The organism is Aeromicrobium sp., assembly GCF_025965075.1.
Lineage (GTDB): Bacteria > Actinomycetota > Actinomycetes > Propionibacteriales > Nocardioidaceae > Aeromicrobium.
Map to the genome: position 1 here is coordinate 1 of NZ_JAOPXQ010000176.1, position 12,191 is coordinate 12,191.

General features: G+C 71.1%; 13 protein-coding genes. 10 read left to right on the top strand and 3 right to left on the bottom strand.

Annotated elements, in window-relative coordinates:
• The coding region (locus JWQ91_RS10710) for a DEAD/DEAH box helicase (protein WP_297783493.1) at positions 1-311 on the bottom strand (311 nt) is incomplete at its 3' end.
• Positions 312-417: 106 nt separating this feature from the next.
• Here JWQ91_RS10710 and JWQ91_RS10715 point away from each other — a divergent pair.
• The 3 genes from JWQ91_RS10715 to JWQ91_RS10725 are packed head-to-tail and all read left to right on the top strand — an operon-like array spanning position 418 to position 2,922.
• The gene (locus JWQ91_RS10715) at positions 418-1,440 is read left to right on the top strand and encodes an OmpA family protein (RefSeq protein ID WP_297783496.1); all 1,023 of its coding nucleotides are present in this window, start codon (positions 418-420) and stop codon (positions 1,438-1,440) included.
• 3 nt (positions 1,441-1,443) lie between these two features.
• A complete protein-coding gene (locus JWQ91_RS10720) occupies positions 1,444-1,836 on the top strand; it encodes a hypothetical protein (RefSeq protein WP_297783498.1) in 393 nt (130 codons plus the stop codon).
• Positions 1,837-1,890: 54 nt separating this feature from the next.
• A complete protein-coding gene (locus JWQ91_RS10725) occupies positions 1,891-2,922 on the top strand; it encodes a DUF3048 domain-containing protein (RefSeq protein WP_297783501.1) in 1,032 nt (343 codons plus the stop codon).
• A gap of 16 nt (positions 2,923-2,938) precedes the next feature.
• Here JWQ91_RS10725 and JWQ91_RS10730 read toward each other — a convergent pair whose 3' ends face one another.
• Positions 2,939-3,592 carry a TetR/AcrR family transcriptional regulator gene (locus JWQ91_RS10730; RefSeq protein WP_297783504.1) on the bottom strand — a complete coding sequence of 218 codons (654 nt, stop codon included), beginning with the start codon at positions 3,590-3,592 and terminating at the stop codon, positions 2,939-2,941.
• 140 nt (positions 3,593-3,732) lie between these two features.
• Between JWQ91_RS10730 and JWQ91_RS10735 the strand changes: the two genes are divergently transcribed.
• Positions 3,733-4,248: a hypothetical protein gene (locus tag JWQ91_RS10735; protein ID WP_297783507.1), complete on the top strand. Its 516-nt coding sequence runs from the start codon at positions 3,733-3,735 to the stop codon at positions 4,246-4,248.
• Positions 4,249-4,333: 85 nt separating this feature from the next.
• Here JWQ91_RS10735 and JWQ91_RS10740 read toward each other — a convergent pair whose 3' ends face one another.
• A complete protein-coding gene (locus tag JWQ91_RS10740) occupies positions 4,334-5,104 on the bottom strand; it encodes a MerR family transcriptional regulator (protein WP_297783510.1) in 771 nt (256 codons plus the stop codon).
• Positions 5,105-5,165: 61 nt separating this feature from the next.
• Here JWQ91_RS10740 and JWQ91_RS10745 point away from each other — a divergent pair, with 61 nt between their 5' ends.
• The 6 genes from JWQ91_RS10745 to JWQ91_RS10770 all read left to right on the top strand — a co-directional run bounded on the left by JWQ91_RS10745 (position 5,166) and on the right by JWQ91_RS10770 (position 12,182).
• Positions 5,166-5,714: a YqgE/AlgH family protein gene (locus tag JWQ91_RS10745; protein ID WP_297783513.1), complete on the top strand. Its 549-nt coding sequence runs from the start codon at positions 5,166-5,168 to the stop codon at positions 5,712-5,714.
• 33 nt (positions 5,715-5,747) lie between these two features.
• Positions 5,748-6,017, top strand: a complete 270-nt coding sequence (locus JWQ91_RS10750) for a DUF3039 domain-containing protein (RefSeq protein WP_297783517.1) — start codon at positions 5,748-5,750, stop codon at positions 6,015-6,017.
• A complete protein-coding gene (locus JWQ91_RS10755) occupies positions 6,007-7,695 on the top strand; it encodes a DEAD/DEAH box helicase (RefSeq protein WP_297783520.1) in 1,689 nt (562 codons plus the stop codon). Before JWQ91_RS10750 ends, JWQ91_RS10755 begins: the two co-directional genes overlap by 11 nt.
• A gap of 25 nt (positions 7,696-7,720) precedes the next feature.
• Positions 7,721-8,668, top strand: a complete 948-nt coding sequence (locus tag JWQ91_RS10760; RefSeq protein ID WP_297783522.1) for an alpha/beta hydrolase — start codon at positions 7,721-7,723, stop codon at positions 8,666-8,668.
• Between the two features lie 65 nt (positions 8,669-8,733).
• Complete coding sequence (locus JWQ91_RS10765) at positions 8,734-9,609, top strand: oxygenase MpaB family protein (protein ID WP_297783524.1); 876 nt, start codon at positions 8,734-8,736, stop codon at positions 9,607-9,609.
• A 53-nt stretch (positions 9,610-9,662) separates the two neighbouring features.
• Positions 9,663-12,182: a hypothetical protein gene (locus JWQ91_RS10770; RefSeq protein WP_297783527.1), complete on the top strand. Its 2,520-nt coding sequence runs from the start codon at positions 9,663-9,665 to the stop codon at positions 12,180-12,182.
• Positions 12,183-12,191 lie beyond the last annotated feature (9 nt).

The following is a 12,191-nucleotide window of genomic DNA, read 5'->3' on the forward strand; positions in this document are numbered from 1 at the left end:
CGGCGGGCCGCCGCCTGGGTGATCCCGACCAGGGGGGAGCGCAGGTTGCGCTCGACGTCGACGGCGAGGGCCTTGAGGGGCGAGATGTAGAGCACGCGGGTGCCCTCGGACTCGCCGGCGTGCATCAGCCGGTCGATCGCGGACAGGAAGGCCGCGAGTGTCTTGCCCGAGCCGGTCGGGGCGACCACGAGCACGTGCTCATCGCCCTCCACGCCGTCCCAGGCGCCCTCCTGGGCGGGCGTCGGGGCGTCGAAGGACTCGGTGAACCACTCCCGCGTCGCGGGGGCGAAACGGTCGATCGCTCCATCCATCGGTCCATCGTCCCAGCCACCTCGGACATGCGCTTGTCGCCGTCGGCGGGCCAGGTGCGAGCCGTTACCCTGAGGGTTCGTCACGACGTCCTCGGAGGGAGCTGGAGTGTCAGACTCGGGGCTGAAGACGTGGGTCCTGCTGACGGTCGCCGCTCTCGTCGTCGTGATCGGTCTCGGAGCGGTCGGCGGCTCGCGAGCCGTCGCCGACGACCTCCGGTCGACCGCCGAGTCCCGGCTCGCCGACGCGGGTCTGGACGGCGTGTCGGTCGACTTCGTCGGGCGGGAGGCCGAGCTCAGCGGCGGCAGTCGCGCCGACCGCGAGGAGGCCCGGGCGATCGTGGCCGGCATCACGGGGGTCCGCCGGACGGCGGTGGAGTCGGGAACGGGTGACCGGCCGGCCGGTGCCGCGACCGTCGACGCCTCGGCCGCGCGCCTGCACCTCGTGCGTACGTCCGGCGGTGCGCGGATCAGTGGCGTGGTCCCCGACGCCGACGCCCAGGCGCGCATCCGGGCGGCCGCCGCGGCCGCGTTCGGCACGATCCGCGGGGACCTGACGGTCGACGACTCGATCCGCACGGACGTCTGGACGAAGCAGGTCGCCAACGCCTTCGACGACGTCGTCGGCGTCAAGGGCCTCACGATCCGGGTGGAGGGTGACGGCGTGCTGCGGCTCGACGGGACGATCGAGAGCCCGGCCGGGCGAGACGCCGTCGTCGCGCTCGTCGAGCGGACGCTGACCGATCTGGAGGTCGACGACGGGATCCGCGTCGACCCCGGGACGCTCGGCGAGGTGGACGCCAGGATCCTCAACGCGACGGGACTGGTCTTCGAGCCGGGCAGCGACGTGCTGTCGTACGCCGACCAGCAGCAGCTCGACGCCGTCGCCGGCGTCCTCGACCGCCACCCGGGGGTCAGGGTCGAGGCGGGCGGCCACGTGGGTCCGCGCGACCCGAGGTCGGGGGAGCGGCTGGGCCGGCGCCGGGCCGCCGCGGTCAAGGCATATCTGGTCGGTCGGGGAGTCGAGCGCACACGCGTCACGACGCGCACCTACGGCTCCGACCCGTCCGCCACCGCCCATCCGAGCGCCGAGCAGTACCGGCGCGTCGACCTGATCGTCCTGGGAGGCTGAGGCATGTCCACCTACACCGTCGGCGAGATCGTCGCGTGGCTCGCCGTGACGGCGATCCTGGGCTTCGTCCTGGGCTGGCTTGCCCGGGAGCTGGCCCTCCGCTCGCGCGCCGAGACCCTGGAGGCCGCGGCGTTCCCGGTGCCACGCCCGGTCGCGCCGGAGGCAGGACCCGAGCCCGAGCCGGAGCCCGAGCCCGAGCCCGAGGCCGTACCGGCCCGGCTGCCCGCGACCGGCGACGGCCCACCGTCTCCGGAGCACCTCATCAAGGGCAAGACGTCGTCGATGATCTTCCACCCCCCGGGCAGCCCCTCCTACGCGCGGACGAGCGCCGACACGTGGTTCCGCACCGAGGAGGACGCCGTGGCGGCGGGATTCCGGAAGCCCAGGAACGCCTGACCGTCGACCGGGACGCCGTCACGGCCGGCTGAGCGCATGAGGCATGCTGGCGGCATGAAGTTGCGCCTGCTCGCCGTGGTGTCCTCCGTGGCGCTGACCTTGACCGCCTGCTCGTCGTCCTCGGACGTGCCCGAGGCGAAGATGCCCGACGCCAAGGAGGGCAAGAGCACCAAGCTGGTCCAGATCTCCCCGCTGACCGGCAGGGCGCTCCGCGACGGCAGCCCCGACAACCCCGTCTTCGTCGTCAAGATCGAGAACACCGAGGGCGGTGCCCCGCAGTACGGGCTCAACAAGGCCGACCTGGTGCTCGAGGAGCTCGTCGAGGGCGGCCTGACCCGTCTGGCGGCGTTCTTCTACTCCACGCTCCCCGCCAAGGTCGGTCACGTCCGGTCACTGCGGACCAGCGACATCGGCATCGCCGGACCGGTGAGCGGCCAGATCGTCGCCTCGGGTGGAGCCACCGGGGCCCACAACAAGGTCAAGCGCTCCGGGATCACGGTCTTCTCCGAGGACGCCGGGTCGCCGGGCTTCAGCAGCGATCCGCTCAAGGTGCGGCCCTACAACCGGCTGATCAACCTCAAGACCGTCGCCCGGAAGGCCAAGGCCACCAAGATCAACGGCCCCTACCTCCCGTGGACGCCGGCCTCGTCGGACGACGCGACCCAGGCCCCCAGCGACAGCGCCGCGACGCCGGCGTCGAGGCGGGTCACCCGGGCCAGCGTCCGGTTCTCCAACTCGACCTCGACGGCGTGGGCCCTCAAGGGCAAGAAGTGGGTACGCACGAACGGCCACGCCCAGCCCGGCAAGGACTTCAAGGCCGACACGATGATCGTGCTGTTCTGCAAGGTCGGCGACGCCGGCTACACCGATCCCGCCGGCAACCCGGTCCCCGAGACGGTGTTCGAGGGCAAGGGCAAGGCGCGGGTCTTCCACGGCGACGAGGTCACGACGGTCACGTGGCACAAGCCCAGGCTCGACGAGTCGCTGACCTTCACGACCGCGGACGGCAAGCCGTACACGATCGACCCGGGGCACGTCTTCCTGGAGCTCGTGCCGAAGGGCGCCGGCAAGGTCGCGGTGCGCTGAGGTCGGACGGGGCGGTTCAGCCGACCGTCGGCAGCAGGCGCAGGCCTGCGAGCAGCGCACCGATCGTCGCCTGGACCTCGTCGCTCGCGGCGTCCGGGTCCTCGGCGTCGGCGACGTACTCCGACGCGGACCGGATCGCGCCGTAGAAGACCGCGGCGAACGCGTTGCCCAGCTCGTCGCCCCCGCCGAGATCGCTCAGCAGGTCGTCGACGACCCGCTGCACCATCCCGAACGACGCGGCCCGCTCGGCCTCCTGCCAGCGCTCGTGGCCGAGCGCGACCGGTCCCTCCTGCATGCAGATGCGGCGGAACTCCGGCTCACGGCAGACCTCGAGGAACTTCTCGAGCCCGATCTGCGCCCGCTCCCACGGGTCCTTGGAGGCGGCGAGGGCCTTCTCGATGTCGGCCGTCGTGCCCTCCTGGACCCGCAGGAAGACGCTCTCGAACAGCGCGAGCTTGCTGGGGAAGTGGTGGTAGAGCGCGCCCTTCGTGACCCGGGCGGCGGCGACGACCTCATCGAGGGAGGTGCCGGCGTAGCCGTGGTCGGTGAAGAGCTGGGTCGCGTTGTCGAGCAACGCGCGTTTGGTGCTCGAGGAGTAGTCCTGGCGTCGCGAGGTCTTGGCGCGAGCGGTCCGCAGGACGGTCTTCGTGACCCGAGCGTGAGGAGGCATTCGACCAGTCTACGGTGATCCGCGCCTCGTGGGCCGAATCACATACCGAGAGTTTGGCCGAATGCGCGCGGTACAACATACTGAGAGTACGTACCGACGGTATGGAACCTTCGGGCAGACGGAACAGAGAGGAGCACACCATGACCTGGGATGCTTACAACCGTCGCAAGGAAACACTGCGAGACATGCTCGCGATCGCTGATCGCCGTCGTGACATCACCCTGACCGAGCTGCTCGAGACGACCGACCCGGCCCGGGAGGCCTTCTCGACCGAGACCGAGCTGCTCTTCGAGCTGCAGATGGCCTGGTTCCAGCGCCTCAGCGGCCAGCTGGAGCGCCTCCTGTCCGACGGCACCGAGAGCCCCGAGCTGGTCCCCGTGCAGGCATGGGTCGACACCGCCTTCGAGCTGCCCGGCGCCCGGGCCCTGCTCGACGCACATCTGGACGCCCCCGAGCTGCGCAAGGCGTTCGCCAAGGAGCTGGCCTACCTGGCGACCTCCGCCGGCGTCCCGACCTACGATCTCGACCTCACGGCCCACGGCCGCCGCATCCAGGACTCCGCCCGCGAGTCGTTGGCCGCGAGCCCGGTGCCTGAGCTCCATGCGTCCCAGCCCCAGGGCCTCATGGCCCGTCTGCGCAGCGTGATGGCTGCCTGACGCACACCGGCAACCCCGCTCGGCGCCTCCCTCCTCGGCGCCGGGCGGGGTTGGTGCGTCCTGGGGGGCAGTGCGACGCGCGGGGTCAGCGCGTCTCGGACGGGTGCGCGCGATCCGTGCCGAAGCCGGAGATCTGCTCGCCGATCTCGACGTCGATCGACCGGCGGAACTCGCTGCGGAAGATCCCCAGGGTCACCTGGCTCGCGATCGGCAGCAGGCTCTCCACGAGCGAGATGATCCGCGGCCAGTCGTCCTCGGGCAGGCCCGCGTCGATGAACGGCTGGATGAGCTCGGTGACGACCTCGCGGACGAAGGTGTCGGTGATGGTCCGCAGGTGGGACCGCAGGACCGGGAACAGCGCGATGACGGTCTCGGGCGCGAGGCCCAGCAGGACCGCGCTCGCGCCGGCCCGGACGACAGCGGGGTCCACGAGGCGGACCCGGTCGCCCTCGAGCTTCTCGACCAGGCCCAGCCCGACGAGGGACTCGATCAGCGCGTCGTCCCGCTCGACCCCGGCCAGCGCCGCGAGGTCCTCCCGTGACATGACCTCGTCGCCGCCGTCCTCGGGAAGGTCGAGGATCGTCATGAGGTCGAGCGTGTGGCCCGCCGCGCTGGAGGGCGTGTTCTGGACGGCTCGTTCGATCGCCGCGAGCGTGAAGCCCCGCTCCAGGAGCTGGCGGATGAGCTGGAGACGTTGCAGGTGCTCGCGGTTGTAGTAGCCCGTGCGGCCGGCCAGGCGGGGCGCATCGATCAGCCCGCGGCTCGCGTACGCCCGCACGTTGCGCACCGTCATCTGCGCGCGTGCGGCGAGCTCGTCGACCGTGAACTCCTCGGCGGCGGTGGACTCGTCGGACATGGGGGAATCATAGGGGCCTCGATCCCACCACTCCGGGCGCGGGAGGGGCATCATGGTGTCCATGGACACGCTTCGCGGCAGTCTTCTGGTGGCCACCCCGGCGATCGAGTCAGGTCCCTTCTGGCGAAGCGTCGTGTTCGTCCTCGACCACGACGCCGATGGTGCGCTGGGCGTCATCGTCAACCACCCGCTCGAGTCCGACGTCGACGACGTCCTGCCGGACTGGGCGGGGCTCGTCAACGCGCCGGTGTGCCTGTTCGACGGTGGACCCGTCGCGATGGACTCGGCGCTGGCGCTCGGCGTCGTCGCGGACGTGCCACCCCCGCTGGGGTGGCGACAGATGGCGGGCCGGGTGGGCCTGGTCGACCTCGACGGCCCGCTGCCCGGCAGCGGCGAGCTGGCCGGTCTGCGGGTCTTCGCGGGCTACGCCGGCTGGGGGCCCGAGCAGCTGGAGAGCGAGCTCCTCGAGGGCGCCTGGCTCGTCGTGCAGGCCCGGGACAGCGACCTGACCTCGCCGCAGCCGGAGAACCTGTGGCGCGACGTCCTGATGCGCCAGCAAGGTGATGTCAGGTTCTGGGCGACATTCCCGGACGACCCGTCGGCGAACTAGGACTTGGTCGGTCCGGGTCGTTAGACTCGGGTCGTGGCTTTCTTCGGACGTGGTGCAGAGACCGTTGTCGACGAGCGCACGGACCTGCGCACCGAGGACGGTGACCACGAGCGCTTCTCGCACTACGTCCCCAAGGACGAGCTGACCGAGGCGATCGTCATGGGTCATCCCGTCATCGCCCTGTGCGGCAAGGTCTGGACGCCGAGTCGTGACCCGGAGCGCTTCCCGATCTGCCCCGAGTGCAAGGACATCTGGGAGAGCTTCGACAAGGACGACAAGGGGGACCCGTCGGGTGACGCGTAGCCAGCACCTCCGGGTCTGGCAGCGCGAGGCGTTCGAGCTCTACTCACGCACGCAACCCCGTGACTTCCTCACGGTCGCCACGCCCGGCGCCGGCAAGACGACCTTCGCCCTCACGATCGCCGCGGACCTCATGGCCCGGGGGATCATCGAGCGCGTCGTGATCGTCACGCCGACCGACCACCTCAAGACCCAGTGGGCGCTCGCCGCCTCCGGGATCGGCATCACGATTGACCCCGCCATGGCCGGCCAGGGCGTCCTCGGCACGGGCTTCGACGGGTTCGCGGTGACCTACGCGGGCCTCGCGGTCAACCCCAACGCCTACCGCTCGCGGATCGAGTACCGCCGCACGATGGTGATCCTCGACGAGGTGCACCACGCCGCCGACGCCCTGACCTGGGGCGATGCGGTGCAGGAGGCCTGCGAGCCCGCCGTCCGCCGGCTCGCGCTGACCGGCACCCCGTTCCGCTCCGACGAGAACCCGATCCCGTTCGTCACGTACGCCCCGCAGGTCGACGGGTCCAAGACCAGCGTCGCCGACTACTCCTACGGCTACGGTCACGCGCTCAAGGACGGTGTCGTGCGGCCTGTCCTGTTCATGGCGTACTCCGGGCAGATGCACTGGCGGACGCGGGCCGGTGACGAGGTCGCTGCGCGCCTGGGCGCACCGCTGGACCGGGCCGGCACGGCGCAGGCGCTGCGCACGGCGCTGGACCCGGGCGGCTCCTGGATCCCCGAGGTGCTCACGGCCGCGCACACCCGCCTGATGGAGGTCCGCCGCGACGTCCCGGACGCCGGCGGGCTCGTCATCGCCAGCGACCAGACCTCGGCGCGCGCCTACGCCTCGGTGCTGGCCGACATCACGGGCACCAAGCCGACCGTCGTGCTGTCCGACGAGGTCGGGTCGAGCGCCCGGATCGCGGACTTCTCGGCGGGCATGTCCCCGTGGATGGTCGCGGTCAGGATGGTCAGCGAGGGCGTCGACATCCCCCGGCTGTCGGTCGGCGTCTACGCCACCACGACCGCGACCCCGCTCTACTTCGCCCAGGCGGTCGGACGCTTTGTCCGCGCGCGCCGCAAGGGCGAGACGGCGTCGATCTTCGTGCCCAGCGTCCCGGCGCTGCTGGCCCTCGCCTCGGACCTGGAGGCGCAGCGCGACCACGTGATCGGCCGTCCGGTCAAGGACGAGGCGGACCTCTTCGCCGCCGAGGCCGAGCTGCTGGCCAAGGCCCAGCAGGAGGAGGGTGCCTCGGACCAGCTGGGCCAGTACAAGGCACTCGCCAGCGACGCCTCGTTCGACCGGCTCGTCTACGACGGCGGCGAGTTCGGCTACGACTCGCTCTCCGACGACGAGGGCGAGCTGGACTTCCTCGGCATCCCGGGCCTGCTCGGCCACGACCAGGTCGCCGAGCTCCTGCGGGCCTCCCGGGCCCAGCGCGCCCAGGCCAAGGGACCGGCCGCCCCGGCGGCGGACGTCGCCCACGAGAAGCGGTCCGAGCTGCGGCGGGAGCTCAACGGATTGGTCGGCGCGTGGCACCACCGCACCGGCACCCCGCACGGCGTGACCCACACCCAGCTCCGCAAGCACTGCGGCGGCCCGCCGGCGGCGAGCGCGTCCACCGAGCAGCTCCAGGCCCGCATCGACGCGCTGCGGACCTGGGCGCTCAAGGCCTCGGGCTGAGCGTCCGGCCGCTACGCTCGCGGGCGTGACCCGTTCCAGCATGGCCCTGCGCACCCGCGTCTTCAGCGCGCTCCTCTCCCGGATCTCGACCCCCGTCGAGGAGGCCCGGGACTTCGCGACGCTGCGCGCCGAGCGGCGCCGGCTCCAGGCGACCGCGGTCGGGCGGAGGATCTTCGGCCACGCCGACAAGGCCGCCGTCACCGAGGAGATCGTGCTCGGCACGGGCCAGCGGGCCCTGGTGCACCGCCCCCGGGGCGCGATCGGCCCGCTCCCGTGCGTCCTCAACTTCCACGGTGGGGGATGGGTCCAGGGCAATCCGGAGCAGTCGGCCTGGCTGGCGAGCCGGATCGCGGTCCGCAACCGTGTCGCGGTGGTCTCTCCGACGTACCGGCTGGCGCCCGAGGACATCTTCCCGGCGGCGGTCGAGGACTGCTGGGACAGCCTGGCGTGGGTCGCGGGGCACGCGGCCGACCTCGACATCGACCCCCAGCGGATCGCCGTCATGGGTGACAGCGCGGGAGGCAACCTCGCCGCGGTGGTCGCGTTGCTGGCCCGGGATGCGGGTGGCCCGGAGCTGCGGGGGCAGGTCCTGATCTATCCCGGCACCGAGATGTACGACCGCTGGCCGTCCGAGGACCGCAACGCCGAGGCGCCCGTCTTGACGTCGCGCAACATGCGGGCGTTCGTCCGGCTCTACCTCGGCGATCAGCACGGCACCGAGGACTTCCGCGCCTCCCCGATCCGGGCCGCGTCCCACGCCGACCTGCCCAAGGCCTTCATCCTGACCGCCGAGCTGGACCCGCTGCTCGACAACGGGACGCGCTACCGGGACGTCCTCATGGCGGCGGGGGTGCCGGTCCGCTACGCGGAGTACGACGGCGCGATCCATGGCTTCCTGAGCCTGCCGGGCGTCGTGCCGGTGGCCTCGCGCGCCCTCGACGACATCGTCGGGTTCCTGCGCGAGGTGCTCTGAGGCCGCGTCGTACCGATCCGCCGGAGGCATTGTGACAGTGTCACTGTCACGGTAGGGTCCGGGGCATGAAGAGAGATCACTGGCAGCGGGTCATTGCGACGCTCGACCCCGAGACGGAGTACGAGCAGATCGCGCGGCTGGTCGCGATGCACGAGTTCCCGTGGGACTCGCAGCAGGCGCTGAGCTTCGCACTGTTCCGGACGTACGCCGTCCCGTCGATCGGCCGGCTGCTCTACGACACGGGGGAGTTCACCGGGGCGGTCCAGAAGCGGCACGACGACACCGCCCTCCTGCTCGAGACGATCGCGGCCGAGGGGCTCGAGTCCGATCCGGGCCGCGCCGGGGTGCGCCGGATGAATCAGATGCACGGCAGCTACGACATCTCCAACGACGACATGCGCTACGTCCTCGCGACGTTCGTCGTGACGCCGGTCCGGTGGATCGAGCGCTACGGCTGGCGGCGGGGGACCGAGGTCGAGACGCTCGCGACGGTCCGTTACTACCAGCGGCTGGGCCGGCTGATGGGGATCAAGGACGTGCCCGCGGACTACCAGGGCTTCGCCGACCTGATGGACGACTACGAGCGGGAGACCTACGTCTTCGACCCGAAGGCCCGTGCGGTCGCCGACTCGACGCTCGAGCTGTTCGTGACGTTCTACCCGCGGCCGCTGCGACCCGCGATGCGCCGGTTCAGCATCGCGCTGCTCGACGACCACCTGCGGGAGGCGTTCGGCTACCCCAAGCCGTCGGCGCTGATGGCGCGCCTGGCGCACGGCTCGCTGGTCGCCCGCGGCAAGGTCATCCGCTTCTTCCCGCCGCGCCGCAAGCCCCGGCTGCTGCGCGACACCCACCGGATCCGCTCCTATCCGGGCGGCTTCATGATCGAGAAGCTCGGCACCTTCCCGGCGACGATGCCCGAGGAGCGTGATCTGGTGCCGTGACCTTGTGATCTGCGTCTCGTTGCGACTGCTGAGCAACTTCTCGAGGGGAACACATGACGCAGCTCAGGGGACATCGTCACTTCTGGCCGATCACGGTCGCGGTCACGACGATCGCGGTCACGATGGGCACCTTCCCTGCGTACGCCGGTTGGGTCGGACGATTCCACGGCACGCCTCCGGTGACGAGCGCCGCGGACCCCGCCGGGGCCGTCGTCGACGAGTCGAAGCCCCACACGCACGACGACCCGGCGACCAAGAACGCCGTGTCGCGCGCACCGCAGACCGACGACACCGCCGACCCGACCTCGTTCACCGAGGCGATGGCGCACACCACGGGTGTCACGGCCCAGCGCGCGGAGCGCGACCCCACCCTCGTCCCCACGGCGTCTCCTGCGTCCCGGACCTCGGCGCCGAAGGACCGCTACGCGATGGCCGGCGGCTGCTACGGGCTCCGGTCGAAGCGCACGGGCGGCTGGGTCGTCGCCACAGACACGGGTTATGCCGCCACCTCGCCCTCCTCGACCACGGCCACGCCGTTCCACTTCCAGGCGACCGATCTCGGGGTCTACCTGTTGTTCGGCCCCGGCAAGACATTCGTCCGCAACGCGGGCTCGGGCACCGTCACGTCGGACCCGGAGCCCAGCACCGCGACGGAGTGGACCATCAAGGCCAGCGGGACGTCCTTCCTGCTGCGCAACGGCTCGACCGGCCTCACGACGGGCGACGGTGGAACGCTCACGACCGGCAGCGCGGCGACGTTCGCGCTCAAGCGCCTGACCGGTTGCGAGACGTGGCCCGAGGTCGCAGTCGGTGTGACGGGCAACCCGTTCAAGGGTGCCAGCACGTTCCAGGAGGTGCGGGGCTACCTCGACGCGCACACCCACGGGATGGCGTTCGAGTTCCTCGGCGGTGACGTGCACTGCGGCCGGCCGTGGCACCCGTACGGCGTGGCGTACGCCCTGAAGGACTGCCCCGACCACGAGCTCACGGGCGGCAGCGGCGCGCTGCTGGAGAACGTCCTCAAGCCGGGCACGCCGGTCGATCCGCACGACACCGTCGGCTGGCCGACGTTCAAGGACTGGCCGGCGCCGGACTCGCTGACCCACGAGGGCACCTACTACAAGTGGCTCGAGCGGTCGTGGCGCGGTGGCCAGCGGATCCTGGTCAACCTGCTGGTCGAGAACAACCAGCTGTGCATGATCTACCCCATCAAGCACAACTCGTGCGACGACATGGACGCGATCCGGCTGCAGGCGCAGGACATGCGCAAGCTCGAGCGCTACGTCGACGCGCAGAGCGGTGGCCCGGGCAAGGGCTGGTACCGCATCGTGACCGACCCGTTCCAGGCCCGGAAGGTCATCAACCAGGGCAAGCTCGCCGTCGTGATGGGCATCGAGACCAGCGCCGTGTTCGGCTGCTCCGACAAGCTCGGCGCTGCGCAGTGCTCGAAGGAGTCGATCGAGGCGCAGCTCGACGAGGTGCACGCCCTCGGCGTCCGGCAGATGGAGCTCGTCAACAAGTTCGACAACGCGCTGTCCGGCGTCGCGGGCGACACGGGCACTGCCGCGCCGCTGATCAACGCGGCCAACTTCCTGGAGACCGGCTCGTTCTGGGACATGCGCACGTGTGCCGCCGGGACCGACCCCGAGGTGTCGGACCGCCAGCAGCTCGCGCTGCCGAGCGCCGTGCCCGAGCAGGACGCCCTGTTCGGTGCCATCGCGGGGCTCTACATCCCGATCAAGCTGCCGTTGTACGCCTCCGGGCCGCACTGCAACGCCAAGGGGCTGACGACGCTCGGCGACCACACGATCGAGCAGATGGCCGAGCGGAAGATGATCTTCGACCCCGACCACATGAGCGTCAAGGCCCGCCAGGCCTCGCTCGACCTGTCCGAGAAGCTGGACTATCCCGGCGTCGTGTCGAGCCACTCGTGGTCGACCCCCGACGCGTACCCGCGCATCTACCGGCTCGGCGGCGTGATCGCGCCGTACGCCGGGGACAGTGCGGGCTTCGTGGAGAAGTGGCGCAAGCACCTCGGCTGGGCCGATCCGCGCTACTACTTCGGCTTCGGGTTCGGCGCCGACATCAACGGCCTCGGAGCCCAGGGCAGTCCGCGGGGTGCCGACGCGGCCCACAAGGTCACGTACCCCTTCAAGGGTCTCGGCGGGGTGACGGTCCGCCAGCAGGTCAGCGGCCAGCGGACGTACGACATCAACGTCGACGGCGTCGCACACTACGGGCTCTACCCGGACTGGGTCGAGGACCTGCGCAAGCAGGGGGGCCAGGCGATCGCGGACGACATGGCGCGCGGCTCCGAGGCGTACCTCGGCATGTGGGAGCGCGCCGTCGGCGTCACCAATGACGCGTGCCGTGACGCGCGCGCGATCAAGAAGGAGCGCGTCATCAGGGGTCTCAGGAAGGGCGCCAGCGTCAAGGACGTCCTGCTCGAGGCGGGGCAGCCGCACGCCCGTCTGGGCACGACGTTCACCTACTGCGCCCGCAGCGCCAAGGGCAAGAAGGTGACCCGCAAGGTCCGCTTCACGTCGACGGGCAAGGTCGCCAAGATCGTCTGAGCGGGACGC